The following is an 18,561-nucleotide window of genomic DNA, read 5'->3' as shown; positions in this document are numbered from 1 at the left end:
AGACGCCATTCCTTGATTTTTTTTGAACACATTTGCCGGGACGGCGTATAACCGGATACCTTTGGCTAAAAGTTGAAAACCTAAGTATCTGATTGTTCAGAAGGAACAGTAGAGATACTTAGGTTTTTCTTTTATACCTCCTCCCTAGCCTTGTCTGTCTTTCCGGAGCAGATACGCGTAGATTCCCCCAAAAAGCAGGAACGTCACAAACAGGAATACATCTATCGTGGTATAGGCTCCCTGAATGATTTTCAACAGATTTAGGCCAGCAAACAGAAAGCAGGCGACCATGACAACAAGGCGGTAGGTTTTGCGGTTTTTCATTGCGAAAGGTATGGCAGTGTAGACGTTATAGAGGCAAAATGGAGTGGTAGGCGATGCCAGGGCGCCTTATCCGGTCATGTAGCGTATTACCCAAAACGTCGTAACAACCACTCCGATAAGATTCAACACAATGCCTGTCCGCACCATCGTCCCGATTGGCACTTGCTTGCTGCCATACACAATGGCGTTGGGTGGTGTGGCCACAGGCAGCATAAACGCAAGGCTGCACGCCACCACCACCCCCAGCACGGGGTATAGCAGCGGCAGGTCAAGCCCCTGGAGCACGCCTATGATAATGGGAACAAAGGTGATGGCAATCGCTGTGTTCGAGCTCACCTCGGTGAGGAGCAGCACGATGCCGACAAGCATAAACACTAACAAGACTCTTTTTTCAGGATCAACCAGGGCGGTAATGCTGCGGCCAATCACATCAGCCAAACCAGACGAAACCACCAACTGGCCCAGGGCCATACCCCCACCGAACAGCAGAATCGTGTCCCAGTCGATTTTTACCAGATCGGCGGCGGTGAGTGTGCCCTGTCCCCCGTTTTCCTGCCCCGGCGGGATCAGGAACAGCAGCAGGGCCGCCAGAATGGCCACCGTGCTCTCGGCAAAGTAGGCGCTCATAAACGCATAGGCCTCCTCCATACCCAGCAAGTTGAAAACGCCGGGCGACAGCCAAAGCAACACCGCCAGCACAAAAACGCCCATCGTCACTTTTTCGCCTTGCCGCAGCCGTTGGTGCTGCGCGTGCTGGGCCGCCACGTAGGCTTGCACCGCCTGCTGGCTATAAGCGCATTTCTTCAGGAAGTAGCGCATGTACAACACCATGAACCCATACATGCTCAGCGAGATGGGCAAGGCCAGCAGCATCCACTGCAGAAAGTCGATGGTGATGCCCTGTTGCTCCAGATAATTCACGCCGATCAGGTTGGGGGGCGAGCCGATGATGGTACTGATGCCGCCAATGGAGGCGCTGTAGGCAATGCCCAGCAGGAAAAACGTGCTCGGGTTCCGGGTTTGCTCCGGCGTGTTGACTAACTGCGACACCCCCAGCAAGAGCGGCAGCAGCATGGCCACCGTCACAGAGTTGCTCACCCACATCGACAGCACAAAAGAGACAGAGGAGAAGCCCAGAAAAAGCCGGAACAAGCTTTTCTGGAAGAACGCCCGCGACAGGATAAACAAGGCGATGCGTTTGTCGAGGCCATGGCGCGTCATGGAGCGGGCCAGCAGGAAGCTCCCGATAAACAGCAGTATGATGGGATGGCCCAGGTTTTGGAAGGCGGTGTTGATATCGGCCACGCCCACCATTACCGCCAGCAGCACCCCCAGAAACGCCGTCATCGACAGCGGGATCACCTCGGTCATCCAGAAAACGAGGCAAAAAGTCATGATGATGGCGACGGTGCGGGCCTCATAGGCCAGCATCGGCGTGATTGCCCATACCAGCAGCGCAAGCAAGGGGGCCAGCACGAGGCCAACGTTTCTTCGGGTTAGGTGCATCGGGTGCGGGAGTGTGTTATATACTTTGGGGGATAAGATAAGCAACTTTGCCATTGTAACTCAACTGAAGCCGGAAAATCACTTCAGTTATATATAGCCAATACTAATCTCAAGTAATTACACGCCTAACGCTTCCTTAAAACCAACGGCATGAGGCCTCACTCCCTCCCTACCATGGTTGACTTTTGCTCTGTTCTGAAAACCCCGTCGTAATTACTTCCCATATAGCTCCCCCACCTGATTTCATTTTTTATGAAGTATGGAGTTTTGACATGGAACACCCGGAGGTTGGTAGGCCGGTCAATATCGTTTTTCTGTCCGTCCAGGTCTACCGAAGTCGATACGATGTCCAGCTTTCCATCGTCGTCCAGGTCTCCGAGCCAGGGGGTGCTGGCCAGGTTGCTGCCGGGCAAGGTATCGCCTATCGTGTAATGGGTATTGTTCCGGAAATTGAAGACCGTCAGCTGGTTGATATGCTTCTTATCGTAATCGTATTTGTGGAGGCGCACGAGGTTGTTGACCACAAACAGCACATCGTCCGCTCCATCCTCGTTGAAGTCGGCCACAACCGGAGAGGCGCAGGAAAAAATGCCAAGCGTATCTGAAAACAGCACCTGGCCGGTTTGCCCGTCTATCATCCGCTGGGTAGACCGCCTGATCATGGGCCATGTGCCGATGCTGTAGTTGGTGAACACGTCGGGCACCTCATCCGCATTAAAATACCCGATAGCTGGGCCGGAGTATATTTCGGTGCCCGGCAACGCCACGCTCCACAGCAGCGAATCGGTTGCCCCGGCGATGGCGATGGTGCGCCCGTCCACGGCATTCGCGATCACATCATAGATACCGTCTCCGGTGATGTCGGCCAGCGCAGGCGGCGCCACGAAACCTTTGTTTTTGCCTGTGGCCAGCACTGTCGCCTCGGATAGATCCCCACTCAACACATCCTGCAGCGATACCCGGTAAAGATGTCCGCCAATGGTCTCGCCGCCCGTGCCGAAAATAACCTCCTCTTCTCCGTCAGGCTTCAGGCGCACCTTCACCACCGACATATAGATCTCTCTGCCATCGGGCATCCTGGCTTCCGACAGGGTTTTGCCGGTGCGGCTGCTCACTACCAACAGCTTGCCCGGTGGCCGCCTGGGGTCAAAAGGTTTGATGGTATAGTCCCCGCCGTTCGAGATGAGCAGGTCTTGTTTTCCATCCTGGTCCTGGTCTGAAACAAGCTGGGGGTTGTAGAAATTATAGATGCCCGAGTCAGCAGGATTCAGAGTATGGTCAGCCGGGAAAAACCGCCACAGCACCTCACCACTAGCCCCATCAATCACGACCAGCTCGGCTGTGCGGCCACCGATGTATACATCCGGCACGCCATCGTCGGTGATATCGTAAAAAAGCGCGGAGCCCACCACCTGGTTGCGCCCCGGAACATGCCAGAGCATGTCGCCATTAGTGCCGTCCAGGGCAATCACAGCTGTGTCGCTGGGTGCATTCTCAGCGCCTCCCGCCCCTAAAACAATGTCCAGCACTCCGTCGTCATTCAAGTCTGCCATGCGGGGAGACGAGCCCGTGCCGATGCCTTTGTAATGAACTGCCCAATCAGCAGCGCGATGGTTTTTAAAGATACCGTAGCGGACAAAGGCAATAGCGGCAGCCAGGCCAACAGCGAGCAACAGGTATAACTTCGGCTTTTGTTTCCAGGGGCTAGGTTTTAGGGCAGCCTGGTCTCGGGTAGCTTCTCAGCGTTTCTGATTGTTGTTTACATTAGCATATTTTAACAGCAGACACCTGTTTATCACTAACAATATTCACCTAATTCATACATCCAGCAGCCATACCCCAACGCCTGCGTTTAGTGTGCGGGCTCTTGGCTTTGCGCCAGGTAGCGCTCCCGGATAATCTTGAGGTGATGCACTTCGTGGCCCAAAGTCACGAAACCCAGGGCACGCACGCTGAGTGTGAGGCCGCTGGCGGTGCCGGTTTGCGTTAGATCCTCGCCGGTAAAACTTTTGAAGAGCTCGATGGTGGCGGTGCGCACGGCCGTGTACTCTGCCAGAATGCTGTTAATCTCACGGGCATCGGCCTTGGAGGAGACTGCGAAACTGTTCTCATCGAAACCGGGCAGCTCGGTTTTGTCCTGGCGGGCAAAGCGGAGAGCGCGGTAGGCAAAAATGCGCTCGGCATCCATCAGGTGCACCATTACCTCTTTTATACTCCACTTGCCTTCGGCATAACGGTGCAGCAGTTGCTCCTCCGACAGGCCCTGCAGCATGCCCATAATAAAGACGTAGCTGGCGGTGAGCCCCTCAATCAGATCTTCTGTTTGTGCTTGCTGCACATAAGCGCCAACATAGCCCTGGTACTCTTCGGGGGCCGGATAACCTATAGGTAAACTCATAGTAATTGCGAATGCTTTGCTGCGAAGGTAACCATCTTTCGGCATTGCACCTATACTTTACACGCTGTAAGCGCACTCCAGGATTTTGAGGGTATGGCTTGGGTTCAGCAGCTGGTGATTAGCCGCGGCTGCATGTATACCCCTCCATACCCCTTTTTGTGAGTAAACCTTTTCGGGATGATTTCGAAGTTAAATTACCGGCAAAGCCAGGGCTTTAGGTTTAGCTTTATTCTTTAGGAGGCATAATTGGCGGGGCGTTATACCTAATAGCGGGGATTAGGAAATCCCCGTCAGGTGGCATTCGGACTGGGAAGTCCGAATGAGCAGATATTCTGAGTTCACGTTAGTTCTAAAGCAGTTGAACCCACATAAAAAAGCCTCTAGACTTTCGTCAAGAGGCTTTTAAGCTGATCTTCCTTTTCTTTACTGCTGCCCCACCAGGAACACGGCATTGCCGAACAGCAACTTGCCGCTTTGCCAGAAACCACGGAACAGTGGATTGTCTGCCAGGTATACCACCTGCCCGCGCCCCAGTTCCTGCGTGCCCAGAATCAGGGCGTCCTGCAGCTTGGTTTTGGAACTGGTGCCTACAAAGCCGGTAGTATAGTTGTTCTTCTTGAGCACGCCCACGTTCCAGCCTTTTTCCAGGAAGCTGAAGGTGTCGGAAGAGCGAATCAGGGCAAAGTACGTGGGGCCGTAGCCAAAGGCCAGCGGGTGCGTGTTGTCCAGATCGACTTTGAAAATACTGCCCTGCACTTCTTCCTGCAGAGACTCGCGCTCGCGGTTGGCGTAAGTGCGCAGGTGCTTGTAGGGGTCTTCGTCTTTTGATTTTTCCTTGTCTTTGCTTTCTTCCTCCTCCGTTTTTTTCTTCAGGTTGAAGCCGGTTTTCCCTGCCAGATATCCGGCTGCACTTTCCATGGCAATCAGCTTTCCGCCTGCCTGCACCCAGTCCTTCACTTTTTCCAGCGTCTCCTCATTGAGCGTGCGGCTGTAGGAACCCGCCGGCAGAATCAGCACGTCAAACTCGTGCAGGGGCACACTGCTGAAGTAAGAAGTGTTGAGCACCGTGACCGGATAGCCGATCTGCTGCTCAAAGTAATGCCATACCTCCCCAAAGCCGTACGGCGAAACGCCCTCTCCGGAGAGCAGTGCCACCTTCGGCATTTTAAGATAGCGCACACTCCCTGAGCCGAAATCGGCCCCGCTGCTCACAAAACCCGTGGTGGTGGCGCGCAGGCTAACCTGATGCTCATTTGCCAACTGGCGCACCGTCTCGTCCAACTTCTCACCCAGGGCGGTGTTGCCGGTGCGGGTAATGATGAGGGTGCCGGGGGCAAACTGCTGGCCGTCGGTCTCGAAGGCTTTCTCGGCCTGGCGCACTTTTATACCCTCCTGCATCAGCGCAGTCAGGAACTTCAGGTCCTGCAGACTTGTCCAGCGGGCCAGGTAGGCGTAGGGGCGCTCGATTTCTAATTTTACAATCGGAGGCGTGTCTGCTCTTTGCGTTGGCTCCAGCTTGGATTTGGTGGCGTAGGCCTGCACCCCGTAGGCGTAAGGCATTGCCCAGGAAGTAATGTCATACGTCAGCGAATCCTCGAGGCGGGCGTTTGGCTCGAAGAGCACTTTCAGGAGTGTGGACTTCGGCTGGTACATGCTAATCACGACATCCTGCGGTGCCAGGCGCACGCTTTCTGTCTTGCCGTTGCTGTAGTTATACCCTTTCACGGAGTTGCTTTTGCCTGCGTAGCCATACCGGATGCCCTGCTGGTCGAGGTAGCTCGTCAGCGCTTTCAGGTTGCCCGCGTTCTGGTTGTCTGCCTTCAGCACAAAGGCCTTGTAGTCTCCTGCGGGGTTTCTGAGGTTGTTGTCGTAGTACTTCCGGAACTCCTGCTTCAGTGGCTCCGCCTTTTCAGAGGTGGCCTGGATGGTGGCCATGCTGGCCGCCACGTGGTGTGTGATGCGGTCTGTCAGGGTGAGGGTGTCGCCGTCCTGCTTGGTATAGGCCAGCCCTGCCCTGCCCGATCCGCCCTGCTCGTAGGTCATCCCGATGGCGCCGTTGTAGGTGGGGTAGGTGTCGCCGTAGCTGGGGTAAAACAGGTCGAAGTTCTCGCGGGTGAAGTACAGCCAGTTGTTTTTGTCGAAGGCCTCCCGGTTATACTCACCGATGGTGTTCTGGAACTGACGCTGCCACGGCGTAATGCTCTCGTGGAAAGGCTTGGCCGCCGGCGAGAAGTAGTATGGCGACTCGGTGCCCATCTCATGGAAGTCGGCGTGCACCTGCGGCAGCCAGCTGTTGTATACCTGCATGCGCTGCTTCGACTCCACCTGCGTTTGCCAGGCCCAGTCGCGGTTCAGGTCGAAGTAGTAGTGGTTTGGTCTGCCGCCCGGCCACGGCTCATAATGCTCCCAGGCATAGGGCGAGGCGTTTCCTGCCCGGTTCGAGGCCTGCTTATACCACTGCACGTAGCGCTCGCGCCCATCGGGGTTCACGCAGGGGTCCAGCATCACCACGGTGTTCTGCAGCCATTTCCCTGCCTGGGCGTTTGCCGGATTCAGCAGGTCATACAGCACCTGCATCACCGCCTCCGAGCTCACCGACTCATTTCCGTGGATGTTGTAGCTGAGCCATACCACGGCGGGCTGCTCACCCTGCACCTGTCCGCTTTGCAGGCCCGCCTGCCGGAGGTTATTCTCCCGGATCTGCTCCAGGCGCGGCAAATTCTCTTTTGAGGCTACGGTGGCCAGCACCAGGGGGCGCCCCTCGTAGGTATGGCCATACTCCTGCACCTTCATCCGGTCAGGCGATTGCGCCGCCAGATACTGCACATAGTCCAGGATGCGGTTGTGGGTAGTGAACTGCTTGCCCAGCGGGTAGCCCAGAAACTGCGCCGGCGACTGCAACTGGCCCTGCGCCGTGGCCACCTGCACACACAGCAGCAGCAATAGCAAAGCGAAACTTCGCTTTAGCGAGTTGATCATAGGATTGTTTGTTAAAAAGTAGTTGGATTGGAACTGAATCAAGGCACAATCTCTGCAAAATTGCTGAATAAGGCAAGCCAGCCCGGCGGTATGGCACGCGTTCACTTGTTCAGGCCTTTGCCCCTGCGTTACGTATGTAGCGAATATGCGAACGATCAAGCGAAAGGTAGGCTGTCTGGTTGGGGGTATGGCGGTGAGCGTGGTGGGCACGGTGGCGCTTTTTCTACTGTGCGCGGCGGTTCTGGGCAGCATACCCGTAAACAATGGTTTTGCCCAGGCCCATACTGAGGATGAGCGGGTAGAGATTTTCGTCACCTCCAACGGGGTGCATACCGATTTTGTGGTACCTGTGGCAACTCCCTATATGGACTGGCGCCAAAAGGTGCCGCTTGAGCACTTCCCCGCCGCCGACAGCAGCTACACCTACCTGGCTTTTGGCTGGGGCGACCGCCGCTTTTTCATGCAAACTCCGTCGTGGCGCGACCTCACGCCGGGAGTGGCGCTCAGCGCCTCCCTCTGGCCCACGCCCGCTGCCATGCACGTCGCCTATGTTTCAAGCAAACTTATACCCACCAGGCAACAACAGCCCGTGCTGCTCTCGCCGGAACAGTATCAGCAGTTAGTAGCGTATATCGATGCTTCCTTTCAGAAAGAGAACGGAGCCTACAGGCATATTTCCGGATCAGGCTATACCGGTCAGGACACTTTTTATGAGGCAAACGGCAAATTCTACATCCTGCACAACTGCAACAACTGGGTGAGCAAAGGCCTGAAAGCGGCAGGTATACCCACCGCTCTGTGGGCCCCGCTGCCCTTTGCCGTGATGCGCTACCTCCGCTAACGCAATCGCCCCGGCTTGCTGGCCGGGGCGATTGCTGTCTCTAAAATTAACGTGAAATCGGGAGTATAGCGGTTATTTCAAAACTTGAACAGCCTTATTGCATAGCTTGCTTTGCGCTCCACGCCTGGGGTAGGGGCCCTACTTAAGCTGGGGCGCGTTTTCCCGCTCGGCACTGTGTCGTGTCCCTTTGCTCGCTGCGCTGCGCAATGCCTCACTCCGTTCGGCACCGGAAATCTACAAATAGAGGGCCCCTACCCCCGGCGCCTCCCAGAAAAACTGGGAATCATTTTGCCCTCATCTAGCTAAACTATACTTCTCCAAAGCAGGAAAACTTATTGTGAAAGCAGGTGAACGTGCAGCTATTCTTAAGTTAACGTTAGATTACTGCTTCTTATCTTAAACAGGCACCAGAGTTTTCACTGTCTGAGGGGATTTGCTTACTGCATGGGTACTTCCATCAGCAACAGCTCTGCGTCGCCGGAGGCTTTAATCTGGAAGGCTTCTGTCTCAGAAATGCCCAGGCCATCGCGTCTGCCCAGCTTCTCTCCGTCTATCTCCACTTCCCCTTCCAGCACAAAGGCATACACGCCGTTGCCCGGCTTATGCACTTTATACTCTTCCGAGAAACCCTCCTTCAGGCTTCCGAGCGTAAACCAGGCATCCTGATTGATCCAGATCGCATCGCCATTTTTGTCTGGTGATACCACCGTTTGCAGTTGGTTCACGCGGTCTTCCGGCCTGAAAGCCTTCTGCTCGTAGCGCGGCTCGATGTTACGCTCTTTCGGGAACACCCAGATCTGCAGGAACTTCACAGGATCCGTTTTGGAGTGGTTGAACTCTGAGTGCGTCAGGCCAGTTCCGGCCGACATGATCTGCACTTCGTTCGTCTGGATGATTTTGCTGTTGCCGGTGCTGTCCTTGTGGGCCAGTTCGCCTTCCAGCGGTATCGAAACGATCTCCATGTTGTCGTGGGGATGCGCCCCAAAGCCCATGCCCGCAGCCACCTCATCGTCATTCAGGACACGCAATAGGCCAAAGCCCATGCGCTCTGGGTTATGATAGCTCGCGAAACTGAAAGAATGGTGCGAGTTGAGCCAGCCATGGTTGGCGTGGCCGCGCGTTGCCGCTTTATGCATTACTTTCTTGCTCATGTCTTTAGTGTTTTTATCTTTATTAATGAAGGAGCTTTCTACGAAATCAGACCGCCCCGCCGTTCGCCATAAGCTGTTTTATCCCTGCCATTTGCCCTTAAACACGAGCTCTTGCAGCGGCTTTCGGGTACGCGGGGCCAGTTCCCGCTCTTTTAGTGGGTCAGGCAACGTATCGGGGTCTCCGGCAAAGCCAATGGCACCCATGGCCACGGGCTCATACCCCTCCGGTATGCCCAGGTCTTGCTGCGCCTTTGCAGCGTTGAAGCCTCCCATCAGGTGAATGTGCAGCCCAAGCTCGGTTGCCTGCAGCAGCAGGTTGCCAGTGGCCAGGCCCACGTCGTGCCAGGCGTGGCTGTTGGGTTTCCCGTTGAGGTCGTAGCTTTTTTTCGCCACCGTCACGAAAAGCGCCGAAGCGTTTTTGGCCCAGCTGTTTCCCTCAACAAGGCACCCAAACAAGCGCGAGAAGGCCTCCTGGTCCTCTTTGGCGGCATAGATAAAGCGCCATGGCTGCTCGTTCATAGACGAGGGAGCCCAGCGGGCAGCCTGAAAAAGTGACTCCAACTGCTCCTCCGTCACCGCTTTTTCCCTGAAGGCACGCGGGCTTCTTCGTGTCGTGATCAAATTATGCACTGCTATCTTATTTTTAGTATCTGTCATCGCTTTTAAATAGGTATAAAGGCAGGCGCAAGCACTGCCCTGTGTGTATACTTTGTACGTGTTTTATACATGCAAATTTAATGTATATACATTTAATGTACAAACATAACATTAGGTTTTTATGGTTCGTTCCCTATGGGTCTGATAAAAATACGGGTTTAGAAGAACGCGCACAGCTCCCTTCGTGAAACGACTGGGCACCTCGTGCGCTTGCTTTACCCCGGCACCGATTTGTTTTACAGCATTAGCTGAGAAAGGGAATTTTGAAGCGGATAAAGTGCCTCTCCTGCTGCTGGAGGTGCTATTTTATACCCCCAGTTTCCGAAGCGCCAGCAGGCACAAGGCTACCGTGCCAGACACATGCAAGCGCCCGTCCATAACCATTTGCCCTACCTCGTGCAGGGGTACTTTCAGCACCTCAATCGCCTCCGAATCGTCCAGGTCCTGCTCAGCCACTTTGTGCACGTTGCGGGCCAGAAAAAAGTAGATTTTATTGGTGTCCTTTGTAGGGTTGTCGGTTACCTCCAGTAGGAACTCAACTTCGCTGGTGGTATAACCTGTTTCTTCCAGCAGTTCGCGTTTGGCCGCCTCGGCGGGCTCGGTCTCGTGCGCGTCAATCACGCCGCCGGGCAACTCGATAAAAATGTCGCTGGCTGCGTGTTTGTACTGCCGCACAAATATCACCTGATTGTCCGCGGTCAGTGGGAAGGTGAGCACCACATCCGGCCGCACGCTCACGTAATAATCGTCCAGTTCCAGCCCGTTGGGCAGCGCCACGTGGTCGCGCCGCAGTTTATACCATTTCTCGTCCACCACCATCTCAGTTTTTAACACTTTCCAGGGAGTGGGTGTATGCTTGTTGTTCTCCATTGCTCGTTTAGGTTGCACGCAAGTTAACGATACCCCTACAAAAGGCAACGCCTGCTAGGGTATAGCAGGCGTTGCCTTTCATGGCATCAGTGCGGGTATGTCATCCACAGTTACGTACTCGGTTCCGTGTGGCGTCGTGTTTATACCACGACTTCAAGGTTGTACGCGCCGGGCTCACCGTCGAGTGTCAGGAATTCCTCGGCATAGCCGATGAGCTCTTTTGCCCGCCGTGCGGGGGTATGGCGGGAGAGTATTTTCTTGCGCGCCCGCTCCCCGATGAGCTTGCGCTCAGATTTCGATATTTCTCGCAGGTACTGTATCGTTTCTTTGGATGAGCGGGACACCAGTATCTCGGAGTCTATTGCCAGGACATCCTCCAGGCCCTCCCAGTAGTTCGCGATAATCGGGGTGCCACAGGCAGCCGCCTCCAATAGGCTGGCGCTTGGGGCGTAGGTTCCCGGCAACGCCTCGGGCCCGGTGATGTGTAGGGCAAAGCGCAGGCTGTTGTAGAACTTGCGGTGGTCTGCTGTCTGCAGCTGTTGGGTATACTTTGTGTTCGTCGGCCATGGCATGTCCGGTGGGTACTGCGCCCCTGCCACCACAAACCGGCCTTTTGACCAGTCGCTGGCAGCTTCCAGCATCAGTTTATCCACGAGTGGCTGGTGGCTTTCGGTAAAATCCGCGAGGTAACCCAGATCCCAGATTTTCTCCCGGAACTCAGGGTAAAACAGCGTGGCGTCTACGGATCGATACAGGGCACGTGCCATCGGGGAGCCATACTGCCGCTCCAGCACCTCAAGCGCGGGCCCTCCCATAACCGAAAGGTATAGGTCAAATTGCGGGATAAGGTCGGGGTTCAGGTAGTCGCATGCCCTGCTATTTAGCCTGGCCAGTGTAACAGGGGTATCGAGGTCGTAGAAGGCCTTTACGCCCCGCGCGTTTCGCAGCACCCACTCCGCCACCTGCACGCCCTCTGGCACAGACGAGCCGAGGATGACCATGTCTGCCTCGTGCACCTGCTCCGTAAACAGCTGCAGGTCTTTGAGAGAATAATAGTGCCCAGTTTCGCAGAAGCCAGTGTTCAGGGACTCGTCCACAACGCCGTAGCCAGGCCTTTCACGCTTCAGAAAAAGGATATGATGGCCCTTCTGACTCAGTTCGCGCATCAGGGGCTGGTAGAGGGCGGTATGGCCGTCTCCCCTGCCCGACGTATTCGATAAACCCAGTATAACTATGTTCATGCTTCTGCTGTGTTTTATTGATTTACATTCATGCGCAGCATCTTACGGAAAATGTAGTGTAGGAGTACGCCGGTCTTATATCAGGAATGCCATTTTATACGCAGCTTTTCCTGTTTCATTTGTCTTTCTGTGTAATAAAAACTCCAAATTTACACATTGTTTAACCCGGTAGCTGAGTACCAGTGTTTTCCAGCCAAAAGCGGTGCTTTCTTTACCTAATCTGGCCTGAAAACGGCCAGCCACCCCCTGTTCTGAGCAGGCCTAACTTACTGCCAGCGAGAGTTGCATCAGTTGGCGGTATACATGGTCGTAATCCTGGCCCATCGGGTCGGCGGTGTAGCCGTGGGAGCGTTTCACGGCGCGGCAGCCCATCACGTTGCGCACAAACTCATCCTGAATCAGGTTCTGGAGCGTGTCACGCAACTTGTCTGCGTTGCCGGGGTCCACGTAGCGGGCCGCATTTCCCCAAATCTCTGCCTGGCTGTCTGTTTTGCCCACCACCAACGCGCATCCCGACATGGCTGCCTCCAGTATGGTAAGGCCGAATGGCTCATACTTGGCTGGCAGCGCATAGATCGAGGCCCTCGAAAGCCAGTCCGCAACTTCTTTCTCTGTCAGCTGACCCAGGAAGTGAACATTCTCCAGTTCGACGGGCTCGCCGGTGGCAGGGTGCTTGTCGTCCCCAGCGATATATACCGGCCAGGAGAGCTCGGAGGCAATATGCGCCAGCATCGAGATGTTTTTCGCTTCGTCCCAAACGCGGCCCATGCTAAATACAAAAGGCTCTTTTTTGCCGAACTGGTAATTATTCTGGGCGCGGCCGTTGTAAATCACGGTCTGGGCCTTAAACGGTCCGTACAGTGCTTGCGCCTGGTTCATCATCGCCAGTGTTGGGGCCACCACCAAATCGGCAGCCTGCAAACCGCGCGTCACCAGTTGCTTATACTTGTCCCAGGCCTGAGGAGCCTCCTCGCCTTTTACGGCACGCCACCACGACAGCACGCAGGAGTGCACGGCCACTACAACCGGGACGCCCCAGGCCAGAGCCCCGTGTACCATCCCGTTCAGGTGCACCAAGTCGGGCCTTACCTTGCTCTTAAGCGCAAGCAGCCACTCTCCGGCAGCCTCCACATCCTCCCAGGGGTTCTCCATCCACTCCAGCTTGTACGTGCTTTCATGTAGGGTCAGGTTAGTCAACTCTTGTGCCTGACGGCGCTGGTCGTCGGTGAGCGGCGCGCCCATCACGGCCAGATCGAAGTGTGTGCCGAAGGGCGCAAGGGCGCGAATGAGTTCGAGTGAGTAATTCCAGACACCGCCTATGGTGTCTGTTGTCATCAGGATTCTTGCTAGGTGATGTGCTTCCATGAGTGTATAATGGGTGTCTCTTCTGTAAATGTATGTAGCATCAGGCAGCGTATGCAGTTCCCAAATGGCTGTTTCAGGCCAAAGCTTCTGCCATCGTGGTTTACTGCCGGTATAGGTGCCGCCATATTCTAAGGCAGGGCGATTCGTGCGCGCCAAACCAACTATAGGATAATTCTTTTAAATAATTAATCAAAACCTATAATGATTAGCTAGAACGTAGGACATGGAAAGAGGGTTGTGCTCCTTCCAAATGTTTCATAAAATCATATTGGTTTATACCCTGTGTTATTATACATGCTCAGTATGAAGTATATCCCGGACAGTTATACCCAACCGTTGGGCAGTATGCGAATGCTTTTTTAGATTTGAGTCAAACTTCTCTACACTTCACTGACTTACCGATGGACTTTGAAACCATACCCCTTTTAGAGGATAGCCGCGTGCTGTTGCGCCCTTTCCAACCGGCAGACATTCCCGAGCTCCGAACCATTGCTTTTGATGAGGAAATTTGGCGCTATATGGTCACCCGCATCAGCAACGAGCAGGAACTGGCCGAATGGGTGCGCACCGTTACGGAAGGTTACCAGAAAGGCACGCGCTATACCTTTATGATCGTGGATAAAGCGACGGGCCAACTGGCCGGCAGCACCAGCTATGGCAACATCTCAGTGGCAGACAAACGCGTGGAGATTGGCTGGACGTGGTTGAGCCGGGAGTTCAGGGGCAGTGGCCTGAACAGGCACTGCAAGTTTCTGCTGCTGCGCTATGCCTTCGAGGAACTGCACCTGGAGCGGGTAGAGCTGAAGGGTGACGCGCTGAACGCCCGTTCCCGGAAGGCTATGCGCAAGATCGGGGCCATAGAGGAGGGCATTCTGCGCAGCCATACCCTGATGCACGATGGCCGCCGCCGCGACACGGTATACTACAGCATCCTGCGCCCGGAATGGGACCAAATCAAAAAGACCGTTTTCGGCGATCTGCCCGCTTAACCGCCTGCAGCAATTGCATCTTTGCCTGCGGCCAGCCGCTTTATGTCGGTATGGTATACTTATCCATACATAATAGTACAGACCTGGTGCTTCGCCAAATTAAAAATTAGAAATTAAGAAGTAGAAATAATGCATAAAAGCTGTTTCTATACATATAAAGACAAACGCTACTTCTGGTAATTAAATTGGTCGAGTACTGGTGTATTCAGTTCACAGTCTGATGGCTGGTTTTGCCGTATGATGGGTGTCAGGCAAAACATCTGTTGGTAAATTTGAAAAGCACTCCCCCCTTGGAAAAACAATCGACTGCAAGCACCATCGTGCAGAAAAAGATCTTTCTGATCCGCCATGCTCGCCCTATCGTTCCGAAGGTGGGCTATTTCAACACTGCGTCTGCGCGCCAGTACATTGCCGCCTACGACACTGCCGAGGTAGAGGAGTTTGTACTGGAGCACGAAGCCATACCCTACCGCGAGATAAAATCGGTTTACTGCAGCACGCTTGTCCGGTCGCAGCTTACGGCCAAGGCTATATTCGGGGAGCAGGTCGTCCTGAAAGTCAACCACAACTTCAGGGAGTTTGAGCGCAAGATCTTTTCGCTGCCGCTACTCCGGCTACCCATAAGGCTATGGCTACTCGCATCCCGGGTGCTGTGGTTCCTGGGCTTTAACAGCAAGGGCATCGAAACCTTTAAGGAGGCGAAGCGCAGGGCCCGCATCTGCGCCGAGCTGCTGGTGCAGGACGCGTCGGAGCACGACACCACCGTGCTGGTGGCGCATGGGCTCCTGAACAATTTTATCCGGTGGGAGTTGAAACGCATGGGATGGCGCATCGCCGTGGATGGCGGAAATAATTTTCTGTCGGTACACCTACTCACAAAAGAGAACACATAAACCCCTATTCTACAAGAACATCTGACAGGCAATAGAGTATAATGCTCTTGTCAGTAATGCCCATAACCGCAGTATCTCGCAAATAGGCGCTATATGTGTTTGAACGATTAAGCAAATTAGCGTAATTTCATGTTTCGGCTCGGTTGCTTGCTATTTCAGCAACGAATCCGAAGCGCTATCACTGTAACAGCATTTAAATACGAGTATCCCAATTTCCACAATTAATAATTACACATTTCACACACTAAACCTAAACCAATATGAGAAAGATTTTACTGTTGAGTTTCCTGATGGTTTTCACGCTCCTGAACAGCGTGTTAGCGCAGGTTCAAACTGTTTCAGGCCGCGTGACTGCCGCCGCTGACGGTGCGGCCTTGCCCGGCGTGACAGTGCTTGAAAAAGGCACCACCAATGGGGTGACCACCGGCGTCAACGGGGAGTACCAGCTAAACGTGAACCCAAACGCCACACTGGTTTTCCGCTTTGTGGGCATGCTGACCCAGGAAGTGCCGGTAAGCAACCGCGCCACCGTAAACGTGCAACTCGCCTCTGACCAGAAACTGTTGGAAGAAGTAGTGGTGGTGGGGTATGGTACGCAGGAGCGTCGTGAGGTAACCGGTGCCACGGCAAAGGTTACTGCCGAAGATTTACAGAATATACCGGTAGTAAGTGTAGACCAGGCGATGCAAGGCCGGGCCGCGGGGGTGCAAATCTCCCAGAACTCAGGCACGCCAGGTGCTGGCATAAGTGTGCGCGTACGCGGAGCAACCTCTATTTCTGCAAATAACCAGCCGCTGTATGTTGTGGACGGTGTGCCCCTGACTACGGGAGACTACTCTCAACTTGGCTATGGTGGACAGAGCGTAAATGCTATTGCAGACCTGAATCCAAACGACATTGAGTCCATTGACATTTTAAAGGATGCATCCGCCGCCGCCATATATGGCTCACGTGCCGCAAACGGCGTAGTTTTAATCACTACCAAACGAGGCGCTGATCGGAAGACTCAAATCAACTTTAATGCCTACACTGGTACACAACGCATGTGGAAAAAGCCTGATTTCCTGAAAGCCGACCAGTATAAGGAAATTATGTTAGAGGCCTACGTAAATGATGCCTACCTGGCCCCTGATGCCACATTTGCGGATTTTATTGACTTCTATTATGGAGAACTGGATTTTGACCAAGCCAACACTGATTGGGTTGATGAGGTGACCAGGGATGCCAACATCAAAAATTACGAGCTGTCTCTCAGCGGAGGCGATGCAAAAACACGATACTATCTGTCCGGAAACTACTTTGATCAGGAAGGGATTATCATCGGGAGTGAGTACAAGCGCTATTCTACCCGCCTGAATCTGGATCATACCGTGAACGATAAACTTTCAATCGGCACCAGTATACAGTTGAGTCGCTCTGAGAACAACCGTATTGTGAGTGACAATACGCTTTACGGTCCTTTTGCCAATTCTCTGGCAGCCTCTCCTATCTGGCCTGTGTACTATGAAGATGGTGGCTATACCCGCCCGAACTATTTTTACACAAACCCAGTGGCAGAAGGTACCGAAAATGACGACGTCACGACAAACCTTCGGGCCTTGGGCAATATTTTTGCTCGATATACGCTTGCCACCGGTCTTGACTTGCAAGTGAAAGGTGGCTATGATGCCCTCAACGTAGATGAACGTCGGTACACGCCAACTAATTATCCAGGTTCTTTCACAACGGCTGTAGGCGGTGAAGGAACGAATGCTACAACAACAGCCACCAAGCTTCTTCTTGAGTCCACGCTTAGCTACAACAAGTTGTTTAATGATATGCACAACGTTTCCGCTGTGATTGGCACAAGCAAGGAGGAAAATAACATTAGCTCATCTTTCGTCACTGGCCAAGGTTTTCCTGGAGAGCGCTTCCGCTATATAGCTAGCGCCGCCCGTGTCAACGAAGGTTCAAGTGCCCTGACGGAAAGTGTTTTACTCTCTTATTTTGGTCGCGTAAATTACAGCTTTAAAGAAAAGTACCTGTTAGGGGTAAACTTCCGAGCAGACGGTTCATCCAGATTTGGTGTAAATAACCGCTTTGGCTACTTCCCTTCTGTTTCATTGGGCTGGAGAGTTATGGAAGAAGACTTTATGGCGAACCTTGATCTACTTAGTGAGTTCAAGCTACGTGCCTCTTATGGCATAACAGGCAATCAGGAAATCGGTAATTTTAGCTACCAAGCATTGGTAACCGGAGCAAACTATCAGGATGACCCAGGGATTGCCCTCTCACAAATTCCAAACCCAGACTTGAAGTGGGAAACAACAAACCAGCTAAATATAGGCGCTGATATCGGTGTTCTAAATAATAGAGTGAACCTGGCTGTTGATTATTATATCAAAAAGACAGAAGATTTGTTGTTTGCCCGTCCTGTCGCCACGCAAAATGGTTTCGCAAGTTACCAGTCCAATATCGGAGCCACGGAGAACAAAGGCTTTGAACTTGCCTTGAACACAGTTAATATTGACAGAGGGAAGACAGGCTTTAACTGGACCTCCGACTTTAACATCTCGTTTAACCGCAACAAGGTTACAGAGCTTTACCAAGGTCAGGATATTTTCTACGGTTTTGGTGGCAACTCGCTAGTATTGAGGGAGGGGGAACCAATAGGTACCTTCTACGGCTACCAAGCTGACGGTATTTACAGCACAACAGATGAAATCCCAGCCTCCAGGCAGGCACAAGGAGCTCAGGCAGGCGATGTAAACTTTCGCGATGTTAGTGGGCCTAATGGACAACCAGACGGTATCATTACCGATGATGACCTGACTATCATCGGAAACGCACAGCCTGATTACGTTGGCGGTTTTACCAATACGTTCCGCTATAATGGGTTCGATCTGAGCATATTCTTGCAGTTTTCTGTTGGCAATCAGATTGCAAACCCAGCGCATCAGTATCAGCAGCATCTTGGCAACGACTTTTTAGATGACAACATGCTTAGCTTAGTCACCGGCCGCTGGCAGCAGGAAGGTGATCAGACAGACATCCCAAGGGCCACTGTGGATGATCTAAACGATAACAACCGCAGTAACTCATCCCGCTTTATATATGATGGTTCTTATACCCGTGTCAAAAACGTAGTGCTGGGATATACACTGCCAAATACGTTCACAGAGCGAGTTAAACTAAGAAGCTTGCGCGTTTACGCACAAGCGCAAAACCTACTCACTTTTACCGACTATCCAGGGTTTGACCCGGAGGTAAATTACGCTGGCACATCCAATACGACCTTAGGCGTAGACTTTTATACCTTCCCGCAAACACGGACAATCACTTTTGGTATTAACGTTGGTTTATAAGAG

The 18,561-nt window shown here is 53.4% G+C and carries 14 protein-coding genes; 4 read left to right on the top strand and 10 right to left on the bottom strand.

Annotated elements, in window-relative coordinates; translation table 11 throughout:
• Positions 1–144 precede the first annotated feature (144 nt).
• The 5 genes from MKJ04_RS06455 to MKJ04_RS06435 all read right to left on the bottom strand — a co-directional run bounded on the left by MKJ04_RS06455 (position 145) and on the right by MKJ04_RS06435 (position 7,207).
• Positions 145–324 (bottom strand): hypothetical protein, encoded by a 180-nt coding sequence (locus tag MKJ04_RS06455; protein ID WP_241640460.1) that lies wholly within the window; start codon positions 322–324, stop codon positions 145–147.
• A 66-nt stretch (positions 325–390) separates the two neighbouring features.
• On the bottom strand, positions 391–1,830 hold the full coding sequence (locus MKJ04_RS06450; protein ID WP_241640459.1) for an SLC13 family permease: 1,440 nt from the start codon (positions 1,828–1,830) through the stop codon (positions 391–393).
• A 158-nt stretch (positions 1,831–1,988) separates the two neighbouring features.
• Positions 1,989–3,503: a hypothetical protein gene (locus MKJ04_RS06445; protein ID WP_241640453.1), complete on the bottom strand. Its 1,515-nt coding sequence runs from the start codon at positions 3,501–3,503 to the stop codon at positions 1,989–1,991.
• Positions 3,504–3,682: 179 nt separating this feature from the next.
• Entirely contained in the window at positions 3,683–4,228 is a 546-nt protein-coding gene (locus MKJ04_RS06440) for a DinB family protein (RefSeq protein WP_241640452.1), read from the bottom strand.
• A 423-nt stretch (positions 4,229–4,651) separates the two neighbouring features.
• Complete coding sequence (locus MKJ04_RS06435) at positions 4,652–7,207, bottom strand: M14 family metallopeptidase (protein ID WP_241640451.1); 2,556 nt, start codon at positions 7,205–7,207, stop codon at positions 4,652–4,654.
• A 145-nt stretch (positions 7,208–7,352) separates the two neighbouring features.
• On the opposite strand from MKJ04_RS06435, the gene MKJ04_RS06430 reads away from it, so the two are divergent.
• Positions 7,353–8,048, top strand: coding sequence for a TIGR02117 family protein (locus tag MKJ04_RS06430; RefSeq protein WP_241640446.1), 696 nt, complete (start codon positions 7,353–7,355; stop codon positions 8,046–8,048).
• Between the two features lie 437 nt (positions 8,049–8,485).
• Here MKJ04_RS06430 and MKJ04_RS06425 read toward each other — a convergent pair whose 3' ends face one another.
• From MKJ04_RS06425 to MKJ04_RS06405, 5 genes are all read right to left on the bottom strand, one after another.
• Complete coding sequence (locus tag MKJ04_RS06425) at positions 8,486–9,199, bottom strand: pirin family protein (RefSeq protein WP_241640445.1); 714 nt, start codon at positions 9,197–9,199, stop codon at positions 8,486–8,488.
• A 78-nt stretch (positions 9,200–9,277) separates the two neighbouring features.
• Entirely contained in the window at positions 9,278–9,856 is a 579-nt protein-coding gene (locus tag MKJ04_RS06420) for a nitroreductase family protein (protein ID WP_241640444.1), read from the bottom strand.
• Between the two features lie 306 nt (positions 9,857–10,162).
• Positions 10,163–10,726, bottom strand: a complete 564-nt coding sequence (locus tag MKJ04_RS06415) for an NUDIX hydrolase (protein ID WP_241640443.1) — start codon at positions 10,724–10,726, stop codon at positions 10,163–10,165.
• A 140-nt stretch (positions 10,727–10,866) separates the two neighbouring features.
• Positions 10,867–11,967 (bottom strand): glycosyltransferase, encoded by a 1,101-nt coding sequence (locus tag MKJ04_RS06410; RefSeq protein WP_241640442.1) that lies wholly within the window; start codon positions 11,965–11,967, stop codon positions 10,867–10,869.
• Positions 11,968–12,228: 261 nt separating this feature from the next.
• Positions 12,229–13,302 carry a glycosyltransferase family 4 protein gene (locus MKJ04_RS06405; protein WP_241640441.1) on the bottom strand — a complete coding sequence of 358 codons (1,074 nt, stop codon included), beginning with the start codon at positions 13,300–13,302 and terminating at the stop codon, positions 12,229–12,231.
• A 431-nt stretch (positions 13,303–13,733) separates the two neighbouring features.
• Here MKJ04_RS06405 and MKJ04_RS06400 point away from each other — a divergent pair, with 431 nt between their 5' ends.
• The 3 genes from MKJ04_RS06400 (at position 13,734) to MKJ04_RS06390 (ending at position 18,558) form a co-directional block, all read left to right on the top strand.
• Positions 13,734–14,321 carry a GNAT family N-acetyltransferase gene (locus MKJ04_RS06400; protein WP_241640440.1) on the top strand — a complete coding sequence of 196 codons (588 nt, stop codon included), beginning with the start codon at positions 13,734–13,736 and terminating at the stop codon, positions 14,319–14,321.
• 290 nt (positions 14,322–14,611) lie between these two features.
• Entirely contained in the window at positions 14,612–15,214 is a 603-nt protein-coding gene (locus tag MKJ04_RS06395; RefSeq protein WP_241640438.1) for a phosphoglycerate mutase family protein, read from the top strand.
• A 260-nt stretch (positions 15,215–15,474) separates the two neighbouring features.
• Complete coding sequence (locus MKJ04_RS06390) at positions 15,475–18,558, top strand: SusC/RagA family TonB-linked outer membrane protein (protein WP_241640436.1); 3,084 nt, start codon at positions 15,475–15,477, stop codon at positions 18,556–18,558.
• The last annotated feature ends 3 nt before the right edge of the window (positions 18,559–18,561 follow it).

Source organism: Pontibacter sp. E15-1, assembly GCF_022601975.1.
Classification (GTDB): Bacteria; Bacteroidota; Bacteroidia; order Cytophagales; family Hymenobacteraceae; genus Pontibacter.
Note: the sequence above shows the minus strand (reverse complement) of the source record. Positions and strands in the feature narration are given on the sequence as shown.

Coding starts and splice junctions, on each gene's coding strand:
- MKJ04_RS06435 (WP_241640451.1), bottom strand. CDS start 7,207: ATGATCAACTCGCTAAAGCGAAGTTTCGCTTTGCTATTGCTGCTGCTG.
- MKJ04_RS06415 (WP_241640443.1), bottom strand. CDS start 10,726: ATGGAGAACAACAAGCATACACCCACTCCCTGGAAAGTGTTAAAAACT.
- MKJ04_RS06405 (WP_241640441.1), bottom strand. CDS start 13,302: ATGACAACAGACACCATAGGCGGTGTCTGGAATTACTCACTCGAACTC.
- MKJ04_RS06425 (WP_241640445.1), bottom strand. CDS start 9,199: ATGAGCAAGAAAGTAATGCATAAAGCGGCAACGCGCGGCCACGCCAAC.
- MKJ04_RS06410 (WP_241640442.1), bottom strand. CDS start 11,967: ATGAACATAGTTATACTGGGTTTATCGAATACGTCGGGCAGGGGAGAC.
- MKJ04_RS06455 (WP_241640460.1), bottom strand. CDS start 324: ATGAAAAACCGCAAAACCTACCGCCTTGTTGTCATGGTCGCCTGCTTT.
- MKJ04_RS06430 (WP_241640446.1), top strand. CDS start 7,353: ATGCGAACGATCAAGCGAAAGGTAGGCTGTCTGGTTGGGGGTATGGCG.
- MKJ04_RS06390 (WP_241640436.1), top strand. CDS start 15,475: ATGAGAAAGATTTTACTGTTGAGTTTCCTGATGGTTTTCACGCTCCTG.
- MKJ04_RS06400 (WP_241640440.1), top strand. CDS start 13,734: ATGGACTTTGAAACCATACCCCTTTTAGAGGATAGCCGCGTGCTGTTG.
- MKJ04_RS06450 (WP_241640459.1), bottom strand. CDS start 1,830: ATGCACCTAACCCGAAGAAACGTTGGCCTCGTGCTGGCCCCCTTGCTT.
- MKJ04_RS06440 (WP_241640452.1), bottom strand. CDS start 4,228: ATGAGTTTACCTATAGGTTATCCGGCCCCCGAAGAGTACCAGGGCTAT.
- MKJ04_RS06420 (WP_241640444.1), bottom strand. CDS start 9,856: ATGACAGATACTAAAAATAAGATAGCAGTGCATAATTTGATCACGACA.